Source organism: Actinomadura sp. 6N118, assembly GCF_044326415.1.
Taxonomy (GTDB): domain Bacteria; phylum Actinomycetota; class Actinomycetes; order Streptosporangiales; family Streptosporangiaceae; genus Spirillospora.
Genome location: NZ_JBIRAZ010000010.1, coordinates 25,825 through 48,510, shown reverse-complemented (window position 1 = coordinate 48,510; position 22,686 = coordinate 25,825). Strand labels below are relative to the sequence as shown.

The following is a 22,686-nucleotide window of genomic DNA, read 5'->3' as shown; positions in this document are numbered from 1 at the left end:
ACAAGCGACCGGTCTCACCTGTCCATCTCCACTCAGAATCATTCACTCCCCGAACGGAGCATCATGCGAACGTGGGCCAAGGGCACTGCTCGTGCCGCCATGCTCACTGCGAGCTTCGTCGCTCTCGGTGCGGGCACCGCTTTCCCCAGCGGTGCGTTCGCCGACACGACCAGCGGCGACTCCAGCGTGCTCGGCGGTAATCAGCTCAACTCTCCCGTCTCGGCGCCGATCGACGCCAGCGGTAACGCCGCGGGCGTCCTCGGCGAGGCGGACGCCGGTTCCAGAGGCGGCGCGACGGTCGCCGGCGGCGGCGGATCCGGCCAGCGGACCTCCGGCGACAACGGGATCGGCTCGGGCAACCAGATCAACGCCCCCGTCTCCGCCCCCATCAACGCCTGCGGCAACGCGATCGCCATCTTCGGCACCGCGGACGCCGGGTGTAAGGGCGGCGCGAAGGTCAAGGACAACAGCGGCGGATCCGGCCAGCGGACCTCGGGCAAGGGCGGGATCGCCTCGGGCAACCAGGTCAACGCCCCGATCTCCGCCCCCATCAACGCCTGCGGCAACGCCGTCGCGGTCTTCGGATCGTCCGAGGCGGGCTGCGAAGGCGGCGCGAAGGTCCTGAACGGCGGCGGCGGCCAGCAGACCAGCGGCGCCAGCGGCGTCATCGCGGGCAACCAGGTGAACGCGCCGATCTCGGCACCGATTAACATCTGCGGCAACTCCGCAGCCGTTCTCGGCGAGGCCGTCGCCGGTTGCGAGGGCGGCGCCAAGGTCAAGAACGGCGGCCACACCGGCGCCGGCCAGAAGACCTCCGGCAAGGACAGCATCCTCGGCGGCAATCAGGCGACCGCGCCGATCTCGGCACCGGTCGACGTCTGCGGAAACGCCGTCGGCGGCGACGCGGTGGCCGACTGCGACGGCGGCGCCTCGGTTCGTAACGGCGGGCATGGCTCCGGCGGCCAGACCACCAATGGCGACGGCAGCGTCCTCGGCGGCAACCAGGCCAACGCTCCGGTGAGCGTTCCCGTCAGCGCCTGCGGCAACTCCGTCGCGGTGCTGGGCGAGGCCGGTTCCTTCTGCGAGGGCGGCGCGCACGTACGCAGCAGCTCCGGTGGCGGCCAGACCACCTCGGGCAAGGACAGCGTCCTCGGCGGCAACCAGATCAACGCTCCGGTGAGCATTCCGGTCAACATCTGCGGCAACGCCGTCGCGGTGCTGGGCGACGCCGCCGCCAGCTGCGACGGCTCCGTGGTCGTCAAGGGCTCGAACGGGTCGGGCGCCACCACTTCCGGGAACTCCGGGATCGGATCCGGCAACCAGGCCAACGCTCCGGTGAGTGCTCCGGTGAGCGTGTGCGGCAACGCCGCCGCAGTGGCCGGACACGCCGAGCCGCAGTGCGGCGACGGCCCGAGCCACGGCGGTTACGAGCCCCACTGGCGCACCACCAGCTCGCGTCTGCCCGGCCCGGCGGCCGGGGAGTTCCTGGGGCTGCCCACGATGCCCGGGGCCACCGAGAGCCTGCCGACCGGGCTGACCTCGGCGCTGCCGATGCTCCCGCAACTGCCCGGCAAGACCCCGGCGCTGACCGGCAAGCCCGCGCTCACCGGTAAGCCGGTGCTCCCGGGTAAGACCTCCGCGCTGACCGGCAAGCCGGCGCTTCCAGGGACGAACTCCGCGCTGGCCGGTAAGCCGGCGCTCCCCGGGGCGACCCCGGCGCTGCCCGGCCAGGTCGAGCAGCTGCCGACTGGCCGTACGGCTGGGGCGGACGAGCTCACCGGCACGTCGCCGGCCGTGCCCGGCGTTCCCAAGGAGGTCACCAAGCTTCCCAAGGTGAACGCCTACGGCACGGAGACCTCGCGGGTGCCCACCAAGGACATCCCGGGTCTGGACCAGGTGGCCGGCGTGCTGTCCACCGATGTGACCAAGGCGCTGCCCGCCGATGCGACCAAGGCCCTGTCGACCGACGTGACCAAGGCGTTGTCGACCGACGTGACCAAGGCGCTGCCCGCCGGCTCGATGGCCGCGCTGCCCAGCGTTCCGACCAAGCACGTCAAGGTCCCTGCCGTGCCCGTGAAGGTCCCGGCGACGACCGCGAACCCGGCGAACGCCCGTACCGCCACGCCGGTCCCGGAGACGGAGCTGCCCGGCACCGGCCAGCTGCAGCTGCCTGGCCTGGGCCAGCTGCCCGCCACCGGTGACGTCAAGATCCCCGAGGTCGGTGGCCTTGGCGACCTCGGTGCGATCAAGCCGATGGCCGCCGCGGAGCCGATGACCGACACCGGCTCGTCGATCTGGGTGCTGGCCACCGCCGCGATGCTGGCAGCCATGTCCGGCGCGGTGGCGCTGACCCGCCGTGCCCGCCTGGGCGGCCGCCGCTGACCGGTACGGCCGGCACGCCGCGCACCGGATCGTCCGGCACGCCCTGCACCGGATCGTCCGGCACGCCGCGCACCGGATGGTCCGGTACGCACGACCTGAGATCTCTGGCAGGTTTTTGACCCAAAAGTTCCATAAGTACGCTTTGCCTGCGTCGGACGGTTGCCGCGGTCTCCGGACCACAGGCCCTCCTCCAGGCAAAGTCGCAGGACGCTTTGCCCGTCCCGGAGGCGCGGTCCGGGGCGGGCAAAGCCCTGCGTGGACGAAGCTCTCGCCGGGATCGGGCATTATGATTACGGCACGTCATAGCGGTCGTACATAGTGCTACTCTCCGGACGAGAACGGTCAGAAAGTCCGGACCTGGCGAATGATCTTGCGCCTGAGTTGGATTCGGCGGCTACCGTCGGGGTAGAGGCGCACTCTGTGGAGCTCCCAGCCACCGTGTTCGGCGTGCTCGGTCAGGACCTGCCGGGCGGTATCACGTGTGGTACCGCGGGGCAGCCGCAGGACGAGGTAGGTGTACTCCACCATTGCGCACCATTATGACGCCTGGATGTACGACGGGGAACGCATCGGTGGTGGCCTTGGTCCGCAACCCCGCCGGGGACGTGTCATCCTGTCGGAGGTTTGCAGCGGCGGGAACTCACGGGCATGAGCGCGTCGTCTTCGAATGTTGTAGTTAGCCCGTGTAAGAGAACCAGACAGCGAGGTTGGAGCGACTGTGCCAGCCAAGAACGGCACTGCGAAGCGTGGTGGCCAGGATGCGGGTGGCGGTACCCGCCTGGTGATCGTCGAGTCGCCTGCAAAGGCGAAGACGATCGCCGGTTACCTGGGCGGCGGCTACATCGTGGAGTCCAGTATCGGCCATATCCGGGATCTTCCCGGGAGCGCCTCGGAGGTGCCGGCCAAGTACAAGGGCGAAGCGTGGGCCAAGCTCGGCGTCAACGTCGACCACGAGTTCGAGCCGCTCTATGTCGTCAACGCCGACAAGAAACAACAGGTCGCCAAGCTCAAGAAGGCGCTGGCCGAGGCCGACGAGCTCCTCCTCGCCACGGACGAGGACCGGGAGGGCGAGGCGATCGCCTGGCACCTCCAGGAGGTCCTCAAGCCCAAGGTCCCGGTGCACCGGATGGTCTTCAACGAGATCACCCGCGACGCGATCCGGGCGGCCGCGGCCAACCCGCGCGAGCTCAACCTCCGCCTGGTCGACGCGCAGGAGACCCGTCGCATCCTCGACCGCCTCTACGGCTACGAGGTCAGCCCGGTGCTCTGGAAGAAGGTCATGCCGAAGCTCTCGGCGGGCCGAGTCCAGTCCGTGGCGACCCGTCTGGTCGTCGAGCGCGAACGGGAGCGGATCGCCTTCGTTCCGGCGCACTACTGGGGCATCCAGGCCGAGTTCGACACCGGCAAGGCGGACGAGCCCAAGGCGTTCAAGGCCGGGCTCATCTCGGTCGACGCCAAGCGTGTGGCCCAGGGCCGCGACTTCGCCTCCGACGGCACCCTCAAGACCCGTGACGCGCTGCACCTCGACGAGGACGCGGCGCGCGCGCTGGCCGGACGTCTGACCGGCCGGCCGTACGAGGTCAAGTCGGTCGAGCGCAAGCCGTACACCCGCAAGCCCTACCCGCCGTTCCGCACCACCACGTTGCAGCAGGAGGCCAGCCGCAAGCTGGGCTTCTCCGCCAAATACACGATGTCGGTCGCGCAGAAGCTGTACGAGAACGGCTTCATCACCTACATGCGCACCGACTCGATCCAGCTGTCGGAGACCGCGATCACCGCGGCCCGGCGCCAGGCGGCCTCGCTGTTCGGCGCCGAGTACGTCCCGGACAAGCCGCGCGTCTACGCCAGCAAGGTCAAGAACGCGCAGGAGGCGCACGAGGCGATCCGGCCCGCCGGCGACAGCTTCCGCACGCCCGGCGAGACCCGCTTGTCCGGTGACCAGTTCCGGCTGTACGAGCTGATCTGGAAGCGCACGATCGCCAGCCAGATGAACGACGCGCGCGGCCAGTCGGTGTCGATCCGCGTGACCGGCACCTCGACGCAGAACGAGGTCGCCGAGTTCGGCGCGACCGGCAAGACGATCACGTTCTACGGCTTCCTCAAGGCCTATGTCGAGAGCGCAGACGACCCGTCCACCGACCGTGACGACCAGGAGCGGCGGCTGCCCAGCCTGGACGAGGGCGACCCGCTCACCGCGCTCACCATGGACGCCGAGGGCCACTCGACCCGGCCGCCGGCCCGCTACACCGAGGCGAGCCTCGTCAAGGAGCTGGAAGAACGCGAGATCGGGCGGCCGTCCACGTACGCCTCGATCATCGGCACCATCCTCGACCGCGGCTACGTCTTCAAGAAGGGCACCGCGCTCGTCCCGTCGTTCCTGGCGTTCGCCGTGGTCAACCTGCTGGAGCAGCACTTCGGCAACCTGGTCGACTACGACTTCACCGCGCACATGGAGGACGGTCTCGACGAGATCGCACGCGGCGAGGCCGAACGGGTGCGCTGGCTGACCCGCTTCTACTTCGGCGACAACGGTGAGGAAGGTCTCAAGGACCTCACCGGCGACATCGGCGACATCGACGCCAAGGAGATCAGCTCGTTCCCCATCAAGGGGACCGACATCATGATCCGCGTCGGCCGGTACGGGCCCTATCTCGACCGCGAGGGCGACCGCGTCAACATCCCCGAGGACATCGCGCCGGACGAGCTGACCGCCGAAAAGGCCGAGGAGCTTTTCGCGCAGCCGAGCGGCGACCGCGAACTCGGCCCCGACCCGGAGACCGGGCACGTGATCGTCGCCAAGTCGGGCCGGTTCGGCCCGTACGTCACCGAGATCCTGCCCGAGCCGGAGCCGCCCGCCGACGGTGAGAAGAAGAAGCGGACCAGGAAGGCGGACACCCCCAAGCCGCGCACCAGTTCGCTCTTCAAGTCGATGACGCTCGACACCGTCACCCTCGACGACGCGCTCAAGCTGCTCTCCCTGCCCCGCACACTGGGCGAGATCGACGGCGAGCCGGTGACCGCGCAGAACGGCCGCTTCGGCCCGTACATCAAGCGCGGCACCGACAGCCGTTCGCTCGGCTCGGAGGACGAGCTGTTCACGGTCACGCTCGAGCAGGCCAAGGAGCTGTTGGCGCAGCCCAAGCAGCGTGGGCGCGGCCGGGCCGCGGCCGCCGCGCCGCTGCGCGAGCTCGGCAACGATCCGGCGAGCCAAAAGCCGGTGGTGGTCAAGGAGGGCCGGTTCGGCCCGTACGTCACCGACGGCGAGACCAACGCCAGCCTGCGCAAGGGCGACGAGGTCGAGTCGATCACCATCCAGCGCGCCGCCGAACTGCTCGCCGAACGCCGCGAGAAGGTGGCCGCCGGCGGTGGCAAGAAGAAGCCGCCCGCCCGCCGCAAGGCCCCGACCAAGTCATGACCAAAGGGTGAAGATCTGGACACTGTCGGTGCTTGATCCTGGCATTCGGGTGACGAACTGACAGCGAGGTGAAGTCGATGTCCTCAGGACGCAAAGTCTTCCTCCTGAGGACATCGGCGCCGATACCCTGACCGACATGACGAGATCGGGCGCCGTCCAGCCGCCAGTCGCCGCAGCGCAAGGCCTTTCCTCGATCAAGCCGTTCCGGCGGCTCTTGATCGCGGTGTCACTGTCAAGCCTTGGCCATTGGCTGAGCGTGCTGGCGCTGACCGCGATGGCCGGTGCCCTCACGCGCGACAAGGACGTCCAGGGACAGGCCCAGATCATCGCGACGGTCCTGCTGGCCATGGTGCTGCCAGCGGTGATCTTCGCGCCGCTCGCGGGCGCGCTCGCGGCCCGGCTCGACCGCCGTACGACGATGATCGCCGCCGATGTCGTGCGGTTCGCGCTGCTGGTGTCGGTGCCGCTGATCGACTCGGTGGCGTGGACGCTGGCGGCGGCGTTCCTGGTGTCCTGTGTCACGTTGTTGTGGATCCCGATGGTGGGCGGTTCCGGGCCGGAGCTCGTCCCCGAGGACCGGTACGACGATGCCCGCCGTGCCGGCCGGGTGGCCGCGTACGGGACGGCTCCGGTCGCCGCCGGGCTCTTCTCGGTGCTGGCGTTGATCGCGGGCGCCGCGTGGGGTGCGGCAGACCGTGCCGACCTCGCCCTCTACATCACGGCCGTGATCTTCCTCGCGTCGGCGGCCGCCGTCTCGGCGCTGTCCGGGCTGCCAGCGGGGGGCGGGGTCTCGGTGCCCTCGCCGCTCCGGCTGGCCTTCCAGGGCCCGCGTTCCGCGCCGGCCGAGGGGGAACCCGGGCCCGCGCCGCTGCGCGGACTCGCGCTGGGCGTCGTCGGGGTGGCGCTGAGCTGCGGGGCGGTCATCTCCGTGGCCAAGGTGTACGCGCGTGAGCTCGGCGGCGGGGACGCCGGGTATGGAGCGATCGCCACCGCGCTGTCCCTCGGTCTCGCGTCCGGCATCTTCCTGGGCCCGCGCATCTTCGGCCCGTTCAGCCGGCGCCGCCTGCTCGGCCTGGCGGTCGTGGCGGTCGCGCTGGACCTGCTGCTGATCTCCCTGGTCCAGAACCTCGTCGTGGTGGTGTTCTCCGCCGGGTTCCTGGGCGTCGCCGCCGGGGTCGCGTACGCCGCCGGAACGATCCTGGCCGGCAGTGACCAGGACGGGCACGAGCGTGCGTTCGGCTACCTGAGCTCCGTGGCGCTGATCTCCGTGCTGGCGGCCGTCGCCGTGGTGCCCCCGGTGGCGGGCGTCGTGGGCGATCATCGCATCACGCTGCTCGGCGACGGCGTCTACGACCTCGCCGGCGCGGGGGCCGCATTGCTGATCGTCGCGGTCCTGACCCTGCTGTCCGGGCTGATCGCGTACCGCCGTCTGGACGACCGGCGTGGCATCCCGCTGGTGCCCGACCTGGCCGCCGCCCTGCGCGGTGAGGTCTACGCGCTCCCGGCGCCCGAGACGCCGACCGTCGCCACCCCGGTCGTCCGCGACCGCGGCATCTTCATCGCGTTCGAGGGCGGCGAGGGCGCGGGCAAGACCACCCAGGCGCGGCTCGTCTCGATCTGGCTGCGCGACCACGGCTTCGAGGTCGTCTCGACGCGCGAGCCCGGCGCGACCAAGACCGGTATGCGGCTGCGTGCGCTGCTGCTCGACAAGGAGACGACCGGCCTGTCCGACCGTGCTGAGACGTTGCTGTACGCGGCGGACCGCGCCGACCACGTCGCGAACGTGATCTGGCCCGCCATGGAACGCGGCGCCATCGTGGTCAGCGACCGCTACATCGACTCGTCGCTCGCCTACCAGGGCTTCGGCCGCCGGCAGCGGGTCGACGACATCGCGCGGCTGAACGCCTGGGCGACGGCGGGTCTGGTGCCCGACCTGACCGTGCTCCTGGAGCTCCCACCTGAGGCCGGGCTCGACCGGATCACCGGCCCGGCCGACCGCATGGAGTCCGAGCCCCACCTGTTCCACGAGCGTGTCCTTGCGGGCTTCCGCGCCATCGCCGAGGCCCATCCGGAGCGCTACCTCGTGATCGACGCGTCCCGTTCGCAGGCCGAGATCAGCCGCCTGATCCAGGACCGCATCCGGGCCATCCTCCCCGACCCCATCCCGGCCGGCACCGAGGACATCACCAGCACCTTCCCCGCCATCACCGACGCCTGAAGGCAATAGCCTTGTCCGCATGAGCGTATGGGATGACCTGGTGGGCCAGGAGCAGGTCGTCGAGCAGCTGAGCTCCGCAGCCGGGACGGGCAAGATGGCGCACGCCTGGCTGTTCACCGGGCCGCCCGGGTCGGGCCGTTCCACCGCCGCGCGCGCGTTCGCCGCCGCGCTGCAGTGCGCCGAGACGCCGCGCGGATGCGGCCACTGCCCCTCCTGCCACCAGGTGCTGCAGGGCACACACGCCGACGTCGAGGTCATCCGGCCGAGCGGGCTCTCGTACGGCGTGAAGGAGACCCGCGAGCTGGTCCTGCGCGCCTCGTCCTCGCCGAGCGGCGGACGCTGGCAGATCGTGCTCTTCGAGGACGCCGACCGCGCCACCGAGGCCGCAGCCAACGCGCTGCTCAAGGCGATCGAGGAGCCGCCGCCGCGGACGGTGTGGCTGATGTGCACGCCCTCCCCGGAGGACATGCTCATGACGATCCGTTCCCGCTGCCGCCAGGTGACCTTGCGCACACCACCGGTCGCCGCCGTCGCGAACGTGCTCGTCCAACGCGACGGCATCGTCCCGGAGATCGCCGAGCAGGCCGCGCGCGCCGCGCAGGGTCACATCGGCCGGGCCCGCCGCCTGGCCACTGACCCTGAGGCGCGCAAGCGCCGCGGCGAGGTCCTGGCCGTGCCACGCCGCCTCACCTCGGTCGGCCCCGCCGTGTCCGCCGCCGAGGCACTAGTCAAGGCCGCCGAAGCGGAGGCCAAGACGACCAGCGAGGGGCTGAACGAGTCGGAGACGTCCGCGCTGCGCCAAGCCCTCGGCGAGAGCGCCAAAGGCCGCATGCCGCGCGGCACCGCCGGCGCCCTCAAGGAGCTCGAAGACCGCCAGAAGTCCCGCGCCACACGCGTGAAGCGCGACGCGCTGGACCTGGCCCTTCTAGACCTGGCCTCCTACTACCGAGACGTACTCACGCTGCAACTGGGCGCGAGCACCGACCTGGTCAACATCGACCTGGCCCCCGAACTCCGCACAGCCGCAGCCGCAGGCCCTCCCGAAGCCACCCTCCGCCGCCTGGACGCCATCATGGAATGCCGCGAGCGCCTAGAGGCCAACGTCAACCCCCTCCTAGCCGTAGAAGCCATGGCCCTAGCCCTCCGCATCCCCCGCTAACCCGGGACCTCAAAACACACGCCCTCCAGCCGCCTGCGCACAACGTCAGTGTCACGCGCCCTCCACAACGCACGCCTTTGACACGCGCCCCCCAGCGACGTGCCCTCAGCCCCTTGCGCGACGCGTGCCGTCGGCCTCACGCGCCCTCAGCGACCCGCCGCCGTCTCAACGACCCGGTCGCGTGCGCTCAGCGACGTGCGTCCGTGGCGCCACGTGCCCCTCCGCGCCACGCGCGCCAGCAGCGCAATGCGGCGCCCTTGGCTGCGCGCGTCAGCAGCGCCATGCGACGCTCTCAGCCACGCGCGTCAGCAGCTATGCGACTGTGCGACGCGTTGCCTCCGCGCCAGGTGTCTTCTACGCGGCGATGCGGCCGGTCAGCGTTGGCGTCTCTGCCCACGCGTCCTTTCGTGCCACGCTGCCTTCAGCACGACGTGGCTAGCGCGACGCAGGAATGTTGGCGACGTGTGTTCGTAGCGACGATGGTGGTTTCTTGGTACGGGAGGCAACCTCTGGGTGCTTATGGCGTCTCTGGGATATGGAAGTTGAAGCGGTGCTAATGAACCCCAGGGACGAACGGGGACATGTGGCACGAGAAGACGAGGCGACCGTCGCGGTTACCGAGCTGTATCGCGGACACGCGCTCGGCCTCATGCGGCTCGCCCTGATGATGGTCGGCGATCGCGCCACCGCCGAGGACGTCGTCCAGGAGGCCTTTTTGGGGCTCTACCGGCGATGGTCGAACGTTCAGGACCGGGCGAAGGCGCTGACGTACGTGCGCTCGGCCGTGCTCAACGGCTGCCGTTCTGCGCTGCGACGGCGCCGGCGGCCGTTCCGTGGCGAGCACCTGCCACCGGTCTGGTCGGCAGAGGCTCAGGTCATGGTCGGCGAGGAGCGGGCAGAGGTCATGGTCGCGCTGCACCGGCTTCCGGTGCGGCAGCGCGAGGCCCTGGTGCTGCGCTACTTCGCGGAACTGAGCGAGAGAGAGACCGCCGAGGCCATGGGCATCAGCAGCGGCACGGTCAAGTCCACCACGTCCCGCGCCCTGGCGGCGCTCGGCCGGATCCTGGAGGGGGAGAGATGAACACCAGCATCGAAGAACGGCTCGTCGACACGTTGAAGACCGTGGGTGACACGCTCGGCCCCGAAGACGTCCCGTCCCTCGAACTCGGCCGTGCCCGTGACGGCAAGTCGCTCTTCGCGCGGCCGATGCTCATCGTCGCGGCGGCTGCGGCCTCGGTCGCCGTCGCTGTTGGGGGAGTCGCCGTCGTCCGGGACGAGGGCCCGCTCGCTGAGCGGCCGCTCGCTCGGCCGTCAGGAACCCACCAGGTGCAGGTGTTCCTGTGCCGGAAGACTTCGAGCAATGTGGCGTGCCAGCAGCGGAACACCACCCAGCAACTGAGGGGCGAAATCCGCCGGGTGCTCACCTCGGCGCCGGGTGTGGAGAAGGTCGAATACGAGTCCTTGCAGGATGCGTGGGAACGCTTTCAGGACAAATTCGCCGAGTCGATGGCCAAGGAGGACGCCAAGGTGGGCGACATCCCGGACTCCTTTCGGGTGACGACTCGTACCGCGTCGGACGCCCAGAAGGTCCGCCAGATCGTGCTGGGCCGGGATGGCGTGGACCAGGTCGTGACTCTGTAGGCATCGGGGCGAACCCCTTAGCCTGATCCCAGGACTGGGAGGAAGGGCCGCGATTGCTGCGCATCACGTTCGTCTGCACGGGCAACATCTGCCGCTCGCCGATGGCCGAATCGATCTTTCGTCACCATGTCGAGGAGGAGGGCCTGGACGTCGAGGTGGACAGCTCGGGCACCGGCGGCTGGCATGTCGGTGACGACGCGGACCACCGGACGGTGCAGGCGCTGCGACGGGCCGGGTACCGGTCGGCGCACGCAGCGCGGCAGTTCGAGGACTCCTGGTTCGACACGTACGACATGATCATCGCGTTGGACGAGGGGCACCTGCGTGAGTTGCGGGCGATGGCTCCGGACGTGGCGGCGCGCGACAAGATCCGGCTGCTCCGGGAGTTCGACCCGGCGGCGGGGGACGACCTGGATGTGCCCGACCCGTACTACGGCGGGCGAAGTGATTTCGAGCATGTCCGGGACCTGGTCGAGGCGGCGGTGCCGGGGCTCCTCGACCAGGCCCGGACCATGCTGAAGGAACGCTGAGCATCCGTGCTCGATCCGCAGCGTGTCGGTGAGCTCCTCGGCGTCCCGGTCGAGGGGGTCACCGATCGCGGCTCCAGCCACTCCTGGACGTTGCACCAGGTCCGGCTGGCTGGCGGCCGCGAGGTCTTCGTCAAGGCCGCCCATGATCAGGCCGGGGTGTTCGCGGCGGAGGCGGCGGGCCTGCGCTGGCTGGCGGAGGCGGGCCCCGGCATGCCCGTGGCCGAGGTCGTGGCCGCCGACGACCACCATCTGATCCTGCCGTGGCTGGCCGCCGAGCCGTCCACGCCCGCCGCCGCCGAACGGTTCGGACGCGAGCTTGCGGCTCTCCACACGGCGTCGCCGCCCTCGGCATACGGGGCGTCCTGGCCGGGCTATATCGCCGATCTTCCGCTGGACAACACGCTCACGGACGCGGAGGCCTGGCCGAGCTGGTATGCCGAGCGGCGGCTCGCACCGTTCCTCAGCCGCGCCTCCCGCCATCTCAGCGGGTCAGACGTGGCGCTGGTCGAACGCGTCATCACCGAGATCGAGTCCCTGGCCGGGCCGCCGGAGCCGCCCAGCCGCATCCACGGCGATCTGTGGTCCGGCAACGTGCTCTGGTCGGATGGTCGCGGATGGCTCATCGATCCCGCCGCGCACGGCGGTCACCGCGAGACCGATCTCGCGATGCTTGCTCTCTTTGGCACTCCGCACATCTCGTACGTCCTGGGCGCCTACGATGAGGTCGCCCCACTTGCCGGAGGCTGGCGCGAGCGGGTGCCTTTGCACCAGTTGCACCCGTTGCTCGTCCATGTCGCCCTGTTCGGTGGCTCGTACCGTTCGGCCATGATCGAGGCGGCACGTTCGGCTCTGGGTTGACCTGGGCGTGAACAGCCCGGAATGGCTGTTTGTCATGAGGTAGATGAGATAGAAACTACTTGGCGTAAACGGGGCGAAACATGAGAGGTGGGTGCGGCGCAACCCCATGAACGACGAGCGTGAGGGCAAGCACAAGGAGCCCGGCAGGGCGGGCCGGCTGGGCGGTGCGTGGCGTGCCGCGGTTCCGGTGGCCGCTGCCATAGGCGTGGCTCTCGTCGTCGGTGGTGGGGTGGATCTCGTCCATTCCAGGCAGGACTCGGACGAACCCAAGCCGAAAGCCGCCAAGACGAAGGCCGTGGGCAAGGCCGACACGAAGAGCCCGCGCTACGTCGTCGGCGTCCGCCGTACGGGCATGGCCCTGGTCGTCCGGGACGTCCGTACCGGAGACGACGTGGGACTGCCCGTCGCAGCCCCGCAGGGCCAGCGCTTCCAGCGGATCGCTTCTGGCGGCGACGGTTCGTACGTCGTGGCGACCAAGGCAGCAAAGAAGGTGACCTTCCAGCGGCTCAACCTGGACAAGAACGGTCACCCCAAGGAGCTCGCCGAGATACCGCGCGTCGCGGTCGCCGGCATCTCGACGACGTGGTCCGACCTCGCGGTGGCCGCCGACGGCGACAAGATCGCGTACGTGACGTACCGCGGCACCCGGAGCCGCCTCGACGTCATCTCGATCGACACCGGGCAACGCAAGACCTGGACGACCAGGGCCTCCGCACGCCTCAGCAGCATGTCCTGGGCGGGCGACACCCTCTCCTTCGTCTGGAACCCCCTCCGCAAGGTCAACGGCAAGCTGGTGGAGATCCACCATCAGGTGCACACGCTCGACACCGCCGGCCCCGCAGGCGATCTCAAGCTCAGCAAGCCGGTGCTCAAGCTGCCGGAGGGCAGCGAGACGGCTGTGCTCAGCCAGGACGGCCAGACCGTCGTAGCGGGCGTGACCGACCGGTCGCAGATCGCGCTGCAGGCGTTCTCCGTGGAGACCGGACGGCCCACAAAGCTGCTCTGGCAGCAGCAGGTCAAGGGCACCGGCGACCTCACCGGCCTGGATTCCGACGCCACCGGTGGCCACCTCCTGATCACGGGTGGCGACGGCCGCCTGTACATCAAGGGCGCCCCCGCCGTACCCGCCGAAGACCTAGCCGACGCGGCCTGGTAGCCCCGCATCGGCATCCTGGTATCCCGACATCGTCCACAGCGTCCTGATCTTGATTGAGCGCGACCTGGGCGTTGGACGACGTAGGGTTGGGTGACAGGAAACCGGGCGAACGGAGCGAACCGTGGGCATGGTGATGGCTGTCAGCTTCACCCGTTACGGCCGCCTCTATTACCTGGATCCGGGATCGCACTCGCCGAAGGTGGGCGACAAGGTGCTCGTTCCCACCGACTCGGGCCATGAGGTGGCCGAATGCGTGTGGGCGCCGCAGTGGGTCAGCGAGGACGTCGACGGTCTGCCGCTGTGCGGCGGCCCGGCCGCCGAGGAGCATCTCACCCGGGACGAGACCAACCGCCGCCGCCGGGCCGAGGGGCGCAGCATCGCCAAGCGGCTGATCCGCAAGCATGAGCTCCCGATGAAGGTCATCGGCGTGGACTACCTCGACGCCGACAACGTGTTCAAGGTCTACTTCTCAGCGCCGCACCGCGTCGACTTCCGGGCGCTGGTCCGCGATCTGGCGCGCAACGTCAAGGCCCGGGTCGAGCTGCGCCAGGTCGGCCCGCGCGACGAGGCCAGGCTCCAGGGCGGCATCGGCCCGTGCGGCCGCGATCTGTGCTGCGCCACGTTCCTCAAGGACTTCGAGCCGGTCTCGGTCCGCATGGCCAAGGAACAGGACCTGCCGGTCAACCCGTTGCGCATCGCCGGGGCCTGCGGCCGGCTGATGTGCTGCCTCAAGTACGAGCATCCGCTCTACATCCAGGCGCACGAACGGATGCCCAAGCTCGGCGAACGCGTGGAGACCCCCGAGGGTCCCGGCCAGGTCGTCGGCCGCAACGTCCCGTCCGACCGCGTGACCGTCCGCCTCAGCAGCGGGGGCCGCTGCTCGTGCCTCTCCGCGTCCGTCTGCTCGCCACGCCAGCAGCATGACGCCCTCTACAACGAGGGCGGAGACACGGCCGCTTCAAGCGGCGAAGGCCCCTCGGCGAATTGATCCGGAAACGACCGCCGAGCGCCCTTTGAAGGCGCTCGGCTCGAAGACGCTCGGCGGTCTTTGGTCGGCGACGATCAGCGGCCGGAGTGGTGAACGGCCGCACGACGGAGGCCACCGGCGCGGTGCCGTCCCCGATGGCGGCACGGTGCGGCCAGTCCCGCTCGTGCGGCCACCGGAGCGGATGTGCCATGAAGAGCGGATGAACCATGAAGCGGCGTCGGCCGTTGCTGCGGCGTTGGCCGCTGCTGAACGGACGGCAGGTCCTTGAGGATCGCCTCGTGCAGGTCCCGCAGCGCGCGGCCCGGCTCCAAGCCCAGATCGTCCGCGAGGATCCGGCGTCCCTCGTGGTAGACGGCGAGTGACTCGGCCTGGCGACCGGAACGGGCCAGCGCCGTCATCAACTGGGCGCGGAGCCGCTCGCGGAAAGGGTTCTCCGCGACCAGGGCCATCAGCTCTCCGGCCACCTGATGGTGTTGACCGCGGGCGAGGTCGAGCTCGGCCAGCTCTTCCGCGACCGTCAGCCGCAGCTCCTCCCAGCGCAAGCCGCACGTCGTGATCTGGGAGCTGTCCAACCCCGCGAGCACCGGGCCACGCCACAACGCCAGCGCCTGCCGATAAAGAGCGGCGGCCTCATCCGCACGCCCGTCGGCCGCGGCGTCACGGGCCCCTGCGACGTGCTCCTCGGCGATGCGCGCGTCGACCCGTACGGTCTCGGCCTTGATCCGATATCCCGGGCTCACGGTCTCGATCACGTCGCCGAGACCGGCCTCGCGGAACGTGCGCCGGAGGGCGGAGACCGCGATGGCGATCTGCGTCCGCATCGAGGGTGGCGGTTCGCCGTCCCAGACCGTCTCGACGAGGCGGTCCACGGAGACCACCCGCCCGGGTTCGAGGAGGAGCACTGCTAGAACGAGCCGAGGTTTCGGCCCGGGGAGCCTGATCTGCCGGCCCCCGTCGACGGCTTGCAATGGACCCAAGATATGGAACTCCACCGGATCCGACTTCCCTTCTCTGCTGGGCCGAACCCCCTGTGCGGCCGCTGCGTCACTGCCCCCTGCAGGACTGCAGTAGACAAACACGGGCCGGTTGCGATCCGCCTGCCAAACGGGTCGGCGGCCGGTTCATCGTCGTTCTGAACGGCGTTCACGCAGGTGGTGGCGGTTCAGCTGAACGGGCACTCGCGTGCCACGCCGGGATTGGGATGCTTGGCGGTCACCAACTGGGAGGCGGGCATGAACCCCCACGCGTCGAGTTCGGGTTTGTCGGCTGACCGATCCCCCTGGGTGTAATACCAGATGTCGTTTCCGCCAGCGTGTTTCTCGCCGCGCACCCAGCAGACGAACCAGCTGTTCTTGGTGTACATGAAGCTGATCTTGGGGCCTTCGCGCGGATGCTCGTAGAGGGCGGAGTTGGGGTGGTTCGAGCACTGGAAGACCTTCTTCCAGAGCTGCTTCTGCCGAGTGTCGGAGTGGACGGTGTTGACCAGCGGCCGGCAGATCTCCTCCGTGCTGCCGGTCGGATTGCTCACCGGCTGGGCATCAGGGCCCGCCGACGCACCGCCTTGCGCGCCCGGCGCGTCGTCGCGGCCGGTGAGGACCACGATGACGGTCACGGCCGCCAGCACGACGAGCGCGGCGACGCCCGCCAGTCCAAGGGGATGGACCGCTGGCCTCCGCCGTACTGGGGGGATTTGACCGAGTGAGGGAATGGTCACAACGGCCGGATCCGGTGCGCCGGGCGCCCCCGGCGCACTGGGCGCGCTCGGCGGCTGGGTCTGCTCTTGCGGGAGGCGTGACGGCGAGTGAGGGACCGCCGTGCCCTGCGAGTCCGGCCCGCCCGCCGCGCTCGGCGAGTCTGGCCCGCCCGCCGCACCCGATGAGTCCGGCTGGGCCGTCGTGCCCGGCGAGTTTGGCTGGGCCGCCGCACCCGATGAGTCCGGCTGGGCCGGCGTACCCGGCGAGTTTGGCTCGGCTGCCGCACCCGGCGAGTTTGGCTGGGCCGCCGCGCCTGATGAGTTTGGCTGGGCCGCCGCGCCCGATGAGTCTGGCTGGGCCGCCGCACTCGGCGAGTTTGGCTCGGCCGCGGGACTCGGTGAGCCGATGGCGTTCGCCTCGCGATCGAAGAGGGCGTCCCACTGCCCCTTCCAGCGGCTGAGCTCGGCTTCCAGATCAGGGTGCCCGCGGTACCTGAGGCATGCCTCGACGAAGCGCAGGCAAGCGGTCTCTGGCGGCCTTACCAGGGGGTTCCGGCCGATGAGGTTGGAGATGGCCGCCGGTGACAGGCCGGTGACCCGGCTCGTCAAGGTGCGGTATTTCGGTGTGTCGCACCACTCATACAACGCACGCAGACGAGCTGTGAATTCGATCCAGGCGTCGGCGCCTTCAGGGCCAGGCGGTGGGCCGGGCGGTGATGGTGGGGCTGGGCTGGACACGTGACGCTCCAATGGAACGTGGGCTGGTTTTTCGGGTTATGGGACGGAACGGTGGCATCTCTGGTTCACCCACGCCACCCGGCGATCACGTCGTCTGCCGGCTCGCCGGCCCGTGCGACCAGAGGTCCAGCCAGGTCAGCACGGGTGCAAATCGCACGTTTAACGGAGCGAAAAGAGATCGATAACGCCTCTTCCTACGGTGATCAACGCCGGACGGGCGGAGCTTCTCCTTGCCGCTCGTCCGCCGCAGACCTCTTTCCCAGCCCCTCGACGAAGAGAGATCACCATGTCCGGAAAGTGGCGTACACGGCTGGCCCGGATGTCCGTCCCCGTTGTCGCGGCGGCCGCCCTGGCGAGCGGTCAGCTGACCGCCGGCGCATCGGCCCAGACCGTGGACCAGGACACGGCGCGGACCGCCGCGCGCCCCAAGTTCCAGCTGCCGATCCCCTGCGGCCAGACGTGGACGACGTCCACCCACAAGGGTCATGCCAGCACGTTCATGGTCGACATGATCAACAAGACCGGCAAGACCAAGGGGACCCCGGTACTGGCCTCGGCCGGCGGCAAGGTCACCGAGTCGAAGTTCTACAACGACGCCGGCAATGTCATCACGGTCAACCACGGCGGTGGCTGGAGCACCCGCCACATGCACCTGGACGCCCGGTCGGTGAAGGTCGGCGCCAAGGTCAACCTGGGCACGAAGGTCGGCACGGTCGGCAACACCGGCAGCTGGACCTCAGGCCCGCACCTGCACTACCAGCAGCAGCTGAACGGCAAGGTCGTGCAGGCGAGGTTCAACGGCCGAACGCTGCCGGTGAAGTGGAAGTACTGGCAGCACTACGAGACCAGCAAGAACAAGTGCGGTCCCAAGCCCCCCAAGAAGTACTACGTGGTGACCAAGGCCAAGACCAGCGGTTACACCTCGACCAACGGCAAGACCAAGGTCGGCTTCCTCAACAAGGGCAAAAACTACGTCTTCTGCACGGCCAAGGGCGCCAGCAAGAAGTACGGGAAGACCGCGTCGAGCTGGTGGCTGAAGACCGACCTCGACAGCGGCCACGTCAACAAGTGGGTCCCCGCCGCGTACCTCGGCAAGGGCGGCGGCCAGCCGAAGGACACCAGGGGCAAGACCATCCCCCGCTGCAAGTGATCATCTTCCCTCCCTCGAAGCAGAAGCGGACACAGATCTGATGCAGACTCTCCAGCCAAATCGCCGGCTGCTCATCGCAGGCGTGATGACCGCCTCTCTGAGCGGCGGCCTCGCGCTCGCCGTCATGGTCTCCACGGACACGGCGCCGACCAGTGCGGCATCCGTGGCGGCCAACTCCGCCGACGCGGCCGCGGTCAGGGGTAAGGACCCGCTGCCGAACCGGCCGGACTTCCGGCTGCCGTTCCCTTGTGGCGTGAAGGTCCTGGCGCAGACCTACCCGGGTCACGACAAGGACGGCAAGAAGATCGACATGCTGCGGTACGGCATGGAATGGAACAGCCCCATCACCGCCTCCGCCTCCGGGACGGTGCACCAGCACTTCTCGCCAGGCGGCATCGAGATCAGGCATGGCAAGGGCTGGTTCACCACGTACATGCACATGAAGAAGAGAGTGAAGGTAGGAAGCAAGGTCAAGCGGGGCGACATCGTCGGCTACATGAGCGACGTGGGCTCCAAGGGCCGGCCCCACCTCCACTACGAGCAGCTCTACGCGCCTGGCAAGAACGACGCCGACAACCAGCACATGGTCCGCGCGATCATCCAGGGCAGGGGTCCCCTCGACATGTACAAGGAGACCCCGATCAAGAACTGGAAGAGCACCAACTGCAAGAGCCCCGCTCCGAAGAAGTACTACGTGGTGACCAAGGCCAAGACCAGCGGTTACACCTCGCCTAAGAGCAACAAGAGGGTCGGCTACCTCAACAAGGGCAAGAACTACGTCTTCTGCACGGCTCCGGGGATCAGTAAGACCCTGCCGAAGCCGAAGACCACGTCCAAGTGGTGGCTGAAGACCGACCTCGACAGCGGCCAGACCGGCAGGTGGGTTCCGGCGGCCTACCTCGGCAAGGGCAGCGGCCAGCCGAAGGACATCAAGGGCAAGACCATCCCCCGCTGCAAGTAACAGGAACTGGACCATGCACGCGGCCTCAACGCTCCCATCCAGGTCGCCTGCGTGTCTCGGGGGAGAGCGCGTCGTCCACGGTCGGTGGCCCGTGGACGACGCGCTTCTCGTGACGCGCTTCTCGTGACGCGCTTCTCGTGACGCGCTTCTCGTGACGCGCTTCTCGTGACGCGCTTCTCGCGATGCCCTTCTCATGAAGCGCCTCTCGTAACGAACCTCTCGTGTCGTTGCGGCCGCCCTACCAGGGCCGCCCTACCGGGGCCGCCCTACCAGGGCCGCCCTACCAGGGCCGTCCGCAGAGAGACCTGCGAAGGAGCGGTGCACGGACCCTGTCCGGTCGGCGCACCGCTCGCGTGTTTGTCGGCGGCGCGGTTTCCCTCTACGCCTAGCCCTCGTTCGGTCGGCTCCCACCGGGCAAGGCAAAGCGGGCGATCTTGCCCCAGGTGCTGGTGACCTGCTTCCGGAGCGAGCCCGTGTGGTACGGAAGGTCGTACTTCTCGCACAGTGCCCGCACGCGGGGTGCGATCTCGGCGTAACGGTTGCTGGGCAGGTCGGGGAAGAGATGGTGCTCGATCTGGTGGCTGAGATTGCCGGTCATGAGATGGAAGAGCCCCCCGCCGGAGATGTTGGCCGAGCCGAGGAGCTGCCGGACGTACCACTCGCCCTTGGTCTCGCCCTCCAGCATCTCCTCCTCGAACACCTCGACGTCGCCGGGGAAGTGGCCGCAGAAGATGATCGTGTGCGCCCACACGTTACGGGCGACGTTGGCGGTGAAGTTGGCGGCCAGCGTGGACAGGAACTGCGGGCCGGTGAGCAGCGGGAACGCGACGTAGTCCTTGGCCCACTGGCGGCGGATCTTACGGCCGATGGCGCGCAGCTTCTCCTTGGTCTCCTCCGGGTCGTTCGTGCCCTCCCTGACCTTGTCGATTTCCAGGTCGTGCAGCGCCACCCCGTACTCGAAGAACATCGCCAGCAGCGCGTTGTAGATCGGCTGCGGGATGTTGGCCCAGTGCCACTCCTGCTCGGGCGTGACGCGCAGAATGCCGTAGCCGACGTCGTTGTCCTTGCCCAGCACGTTGGTGAACGTGTGATGGACGAAGTTGTGGGAGTGCTTCCACTGTTCGGCGGGCGAGACGTTGTCCCATTCCCACGTCGTCGAGTGAATCTTCGGGTCACGCATCCAGTCCCACTGGCCGTGCATGACGTTGTGCCCGATCTCCATGTTCTCCAGGATCTTGGCGAACGTGAGCGTCGCCGTCCCGGCGAACCACGCGGGTGGCAATGCAGAGGCGAACAGCAGCGCCCTGCCGCCGATCTCCAGGCCACGTTGCAGCCGAATGATCCGGTGGATGTACGCCGCGTCGCGTTCGCCCAGGTCGGCACTGATCTCGTCGCGGATGGCATCCAGTTCGCGCGCGATCACCTCGTGGTCCTCGGGCGACAGATGCGCGGTGGTTTGAGATCGGACCGGGCCGAACGGGTGCGCGCTGGTCGTTGCAACGGTCATGACGCCTCCTTCGGTGGTCAGAGTTCGATGTCCACGGGGCCGGCGGCCGCCGAGACACAGGTCTGGATGAGATGGCCCTCTTCGCCGTGCACCTCGCCGGTGCGCAGGTCACGGACCTTGCCGGAGCAGAGACGCCCAACGCAGCTGTAACAGATGCCCATCCGGCATCCGCTCGGCAGCAGCGCGCCCGCGCCCTCGCCCGCCTCCAGCAGCGGGGTGGCGCCGTCGGCGTCCACCTCGACTCCGCTCTTGGAGAAGGTCACCCGGCCGCCCTCGCCATCGGTGACCGCGAGCACGGGCTGGAAACGTTCCATCCTGAGCCGTCCATCGACCCCGGCTGCCCGCCAGTGCTCGTCAAGCTCGTCCAGCAGGTCACCCGGCCCGCAAGCCCACGTGTCACGTTCCGCCCAATCAGGACAAATGTCGGCAAGCTCGGCCGGCTTGAAGCGCCCGTCCTCCGCAGTGTGCCGCTCGTACAACCGCAACCATGGAATCCGCCGTGCCAATGCCCGCAGTTCGCCCCCGAAGATGACGTCTCCAGCCGTACGAGCCGAATGCACAACCACAACGTCCACCGAATTCACCCGCCCAGCGCCACTTGAGATTGCTGGCGGGGCGTTCGAGGGGAGGTCTTTGGCCAGGGCTCGCAGCATGGCCATGACGGGGGTGATGCCGCTGCCGGCCGTGATGAAGAGCATGCGCTCGGGGAGTTGGCCGGGGAGGGCGAAGTCACCCTCGGCCGCGGCTAGGCGGACGATCGTGCGGGGGCGGATGTGGTGCACGAGGTGCCGTGAGACGGTGCCGTCGGGCGTGGCCTTGACGGTGATGGTGAGCAGCCCGTCCTCGCGGGGTGGCGAGGACAGCGAGAACGTGCGCCAGTGGCGGACGCCGTCGATGTCGATCCCGATCTTCAGCCATTGACCCGGCCGGTGGCCTGGCCAGTCGCGTCCCGGCCGGATCACGATGGTCGCGGCGCCGGGGGCTTCGTGCCGGATCGTCTCGATCCGGCCCCGTAGCTCGGCGGTGGACCAGAGCGGGTTGACGAGTGCCAGGTAGTCCTCGGGCAACAGAGGGGTGGTGAGCCAGCGGGCGGCGTCACCCAGCCGGTGAAGCGGGGTCGTGATCAAAAGGGGCCTCCCCCGGGCGGCTCGCTAACTTACTCTCGCGTAACCTACGCTTACGTAGGCGTAGCCTCACTGGCAAGTCTTCCCGGGCAAAAGGGACAGGCATCACACCATCCCAAGATGTGACATCGGATGGTGTAATGCCTGTTGATAAATCCGGCCGTCGAGTTGTGAGCTGCCTGAGCGCGTGCCCCGCGGTCAGAACTTCGTTTTCGGCCGCTCCTGCCTGACCCCGTCGACGAAGACGTCGACCTTCTCGTCGTAGAAGCAGACCAGCCCGGCGATCCGTTCGCTCTCGGGGAGCGGCGTGGGGTACGACCACGCCAGGTCCTTGTGAACCTGGCCACCAGCGCGGACGGACCAGTATTCGGCGGTGCCCTTGTAGGGGCAGCCCGTCTTGGTCTCGCTGCGTTCGAGCAGGTCGGTTCGTACGTGGGTCTTCGGCAAGTAGTAGCGCACCGGCAGCCCGGTCTCGAACAGCAGCCGGGCGTTGCTCGACTCTGCCACCGTCACGCCGTCCACCTCGATGCGGACGTTCCGCGAGCTGGGCAGGATGTCGATCCGGCTGTACGGGCTGCGCGGATGGACGTACACCTCCTCGTCCTCTTCGAACCAGGCATCCATCGCGTCCCACTCAAGGCGTACGAGGTCGCGGAGCTCTTCGACCGGGGAGTCGGTGTATCGCAGCGCCGCACTCGGCGCCTCCCGCCCGTCCACCTTCACTGTGTAGGTGGTGGCGTCGCCCCGGCTGGGCGACCGCTTGCCGACCCCGTCTTCCACCAGCTTCGCTCGTACGTCGGACAGCGGAACGTAGTAGGTCGGGTAGTAGGGGATTTCCCAAACAAGGGCGGCGTGGAGCGTGTCCACGACCACCTGGCCGCCGAGGTAAGCACGAACCCTCTTGGCGCTCTGCTCGATCCGCACGCGAGTCTTGGCCGTCTCCTGTTGTGTGCCCATGTCCGAGCAACAGCCCCTCCGCCACGCCTATTTCGGCAGACGGGTGTATCTCGTGCCGAAGTTTCAGAATTCGGCAAGCCCTGCGGCCTGCGGCCTGCGGCAAGCCTTGCGGCTTGCGGCCTGCGGCAAGCAGCCAGACATACCGTTACTGCCTGCAGAAGCAAGTTGAAGACGTCGGGACGAGTCCGCAGGGAACACCTGGCCCACTG

General features: G+C 68.8%; 18 protein-coding genes. 12 read left to right on the top strand and 6 right to left on the bottom strand.

The annotated features are described in order from the left end of the window. Positions 1–63 precede the first annotated feature (63 nt). Positions 64–2,382, top strand: coding sequence for a chaplin family protein (locus ACH34W_RS25575; protein ID WP_395963570.1), 2,319 nt, complete (start codon positions 64–66; stop codon positions 2,380–2,382). A 342-nt stretch (positions 2,383–2,724) separates the two neighbouring features. Here ACH34W_RS25575 and ACH34W_RS25570 read toward each other — a convergent pair whose 3' ends face one another. Then, a complete protein-coding gene (locus ACH34W_RS25570) occupies positions 2,725–2,910 on the bottom strand; it encodes a DUF5703 family protein (protein WP_151559254.1) in 186 nt (61 codons plus the stop codon). Positions 2,911–3,100: 190 nt separating this feature from the next. Between ACH34W_RS25570 and topA the strand changes: the two genes are divergently transcribed. From topA to ACH34W_RS25525, 9 genes are all read left to right on the top strand, one after another. Continuing rightward, positions 3,101–5,797, top strand: a complete 2,697-nt coding sequence (topA, locus tag ACH34W_RS25565; RefSeq protein ID WP_395963569.1) for a type I DNA topoisomerase — start codon at positions 3,101–3,103, stop codon at positions 5,795–5,797. Positions 5,798–5,933: 136 nt separating this feature from the next. Then, entirely contained in the window at positions 5,934–8,015 is a 2,082-nt protein-coding gene (gene tmk, locus ACH34W_RS25560; RefSeq protein WP_395963568.1) for a dTMP kinase, read from the top strand. A 19-nt stretch (positions 8,016–8,034) separates the two neighbouring features. Continuing rightward, on the top strand, positions 8,035–9,174 hold the full coding sequence (locus ACH34W_RS25555) for a DNA polymerase III subunit delta' (RefSeq protein WP_395963567.1): 1,140 nt from the start codon (positions 8,035–8,037) through the stop codon (positions 9,172–9,174). A gap of 583 nt (positions 9,175–9,757) precedes the next feature. Beyond that, on the top strand, positions 9,758–10,255 hold the full coding sequence (locus ACH34W_RS25550) for a SigE family RNA polymerase sigma factor (protein ID WP_395963566.1): 498 nt from the start codon (positions 9,758–9,760) through the stop codon (positions 10,253–10,255). Then, entirely contained in the window at positions 10,252–10,815 is a 564-nt protein-coding gene (locus ACH34W_RS25545; protein WP_395963565.1) for a permease-like cell division protein FtsX, read from the top strand. The genes ACH34W_RS25550 and ACH34W_RS25545 overlap by 4 nt, the downstream gene beginning before the upstream one ends. Before the next feature lie 53 nt (positions 10,816–10,868). Further along, on the top strand, positions 10,869–11,345 hold the full coding sequence (locus ACH34W_RS25540) for a low molecular weight protein-tyrosine-phosphatase (RefSeq protein WP_395963564.1): 477 nt from the start codon (positions 10,869–10,871) through the stop codon (positions 11,343–11,345). A 6-nt stretch (positions 11,346–11,351) separates the two neighbouring features. Beyond that, positions 11,352–12,203 (top strand): fructosamine kinase family protein, encoded by an 852-nt coding sequence (locus ACH34W_RS25535; RefSeq protein ID WP_395963563.1) that lies wholly within the window; start codon positions 11,352–11,354, stop codon positions 12,201–12,203. Between the two features lie 91 nt (positions 12,204–12,294). Beyond that, positions 12,295–13,359: a hypothetical protein gene (locus ACH34W_RS25530; protein ID WP_395963562.1), complete on the top strand. Its 1,065-nt coding sequence runs from the start codon at positions 12,295–12,297 to the stop codon at positions 13,357–13,359. 127 nt (positions 13,360–13,486) lie between these two features. Next, entirely contained in the window at positions 13,487–14,347 is an 861-nt protein-coding gene (locus ACH34W_RS25525; protein WP_395963920.1) for a stage 0 sporulation family protein, read from the top strand. A 74-nt stretch (positions 14,348–14,421) separates the two neighbouring features. On the opposite strand, the gene ACH34W_RS25520 is transcribed toward ACH34W_RS25525, so the two are convergent. Together ACH34W_RS25520 and ACH34W_RS25515 are read right to left on the bottom strand one after the other, a co-directional pair. Further along, a complete protein-coding gene (locus ACH34W_RS25520; protein ID WP_395963561.1) occupies positions 14,422–15,315 on the bottom strand; it encodes a BTAD domain-containing putative transcriptional regulator in 894 nt (297 codons plus the stop codon). A gap of 194 nt (positions 15,316–15,509) precedes the next feature. Beyond that, a complete protein-coding gene (locus ACH34W_RS25515) occupies positions 15,510–16,061 on the bottom strand; it encodes a hypothetical protein (RefSeq protein WP_395963560.1) in 552 nt (183 codons plus the stop codon). A 1,003-nt stretch (positions 16,062–17,064) separates the two neighbouring features. On the opposite strand from ACH34W_RS25515, the gene ACH34W_RS25510 reads away from it, so the two are divergent. Together ACH34W_RS25510 and ACH34W_RS25505 are read left to right on the top strand one after the other, a co-directional pair. Continuing rightward, positions 17,065–17,928, top strand: coding sequence for a M23 family metallopeptidase (locus ACH34W_RS25510; RefSeq protein WP_395963559.1), 864 nt, complete (start codon positions 17,065–17,067; stop codon positions 17,926–17,928). 85 nt (positions 17,929–18,013) lie between these two features. Beyond that, positions 18,014–18,889, top strand: a complete 876-nt coding sequence (locus ACH34W_RS25505; protein ID WP_395963558.1) for a M23 family metallopeptidase — start codon at positions 18,014–18,016, stop codon at positions 18,887–18,889. Between the two features lie 385 nt (positions 18,890–19,274). Here ACH34W_RS25505 and ACH34W_RS25500 read toward each other — a convergent pair whose 3' ends face one another. The 3 genes from ACH34W_RS25500 to ACH34W_RS25490 form a co-directional block, all read right to left on the bottom strand. Continuing rightward, a complete protein-coding gene (locus tag ACH34W_RS25500) occupies positions 19,275–20,396 on the bottom strand; it encodes a fatty acid desaturase family protein (protein ID WP_395963557.1) in 1,122 nt (373 codons plus the stop codon). Between the two features lie 17 nt (positions 20,397–20,413). Next, complete coding sequence (locus tag ACH34W_RS25495) at positions 20,414–21,523, bottom strand: ferredoxin reductase (RefSeq protein WP_395963556.1); 1,110 nt, start codon at positions 21,521–21,523, stop codon at positions 20,414–20,416. Positions 21,524–21,718: 195 nt separating this feature from the next. Beyond that, a complete protein-coding gene (locus tag ACH34W_RS25490) occupies positions 21,719–22,477 on the bottom strand; it encodes a DUF427 domain-containing protein (RefSeq protein WP_395963554.1) in 759 nt (252 codons plus the stop codon). Between the last annotated feature and the right edge of the window lie 209 nt (positions 22,478–22,686).

What these genes read in the sequence shown, in the direction of transcription:
- ACH34W_RS25555 (WP_395963567.1), top strand. Translation starts at nt 8,035, where the DNA reads ATGAGCGTATGGGATGACCTGGTGGGCCAGGAGCAGGTCGTCGAGCAG.
- ACH34W_RS25570 (WP_151559254.1), bottom strand. Translation starts at nt 2,910, where the DNA reads ATGGTGGAGTACACCTACCTCGTCCTGCGGCTGCCCCGCGGTACCACA.
- ACH34W_RS25490 (WP_395963554.1), bottom strand. Translation starts at nt 22,477, where the DNA reads ATGGGCACACAACAGGAGACGGCCAAGACTCGCGTGCGGATCGAGCAG.
- ACH34W_RS25500 (WP_395963557.1), bottom strand. Translation starts at nt 20,396, where the DNA reads ATGACCGTTGCAACGACCAGCGCGCACCCGTTCGGCCCGGTCCGATCT.
- ACH34W_RS25525 (WP_395963920.1), top strand. Translation starts at nt 13,487, where the DNA reads ATGGTGATGGCTGTCAGCTTCACCCGTTACGGCCGCCTCTATTACCTG.
- tmk (WP_395963568.1), top strand. Translation starts at nt 5,934, where the DNA reads ATGACGAGATCGGGCGCCGTCCAGCCGCCAGTCGCCGCAGCGCAAGGC.
- ACH34W_RS25510 (WP_395963559.1), top strand. Translation starts at nt 17,065, where the DNA reads ATGTCCGGAAAGTGGCGTACACGGCTGGCCCGGATGTCCGTCCCCGTT.
- ACH34W_RS25505 (WP_395963558.1), top strand. Translation starts at nt 18,014, where the DNA reads ATGACCGCCTCTCTGAGCGGCGGCCTCGCGCTCGCCGTCATGGTCTCC.
- ACH34W_RS25575 (WP_395963570.1), top strand. Translation starts at nt 64, where the DNA reads ATGCGAACGTGGGCCAAGGGCACTGCTCGTGCCGCCATGCTCACTGCG.
- ACH34W_RS25545 (WP_395963565.1), top strand. Translation starts at nt 10,252, where the DNA reads ATGAACACCAGCATCGAAGAACGGCTCGTCGACACGTTGAAGACCGTG.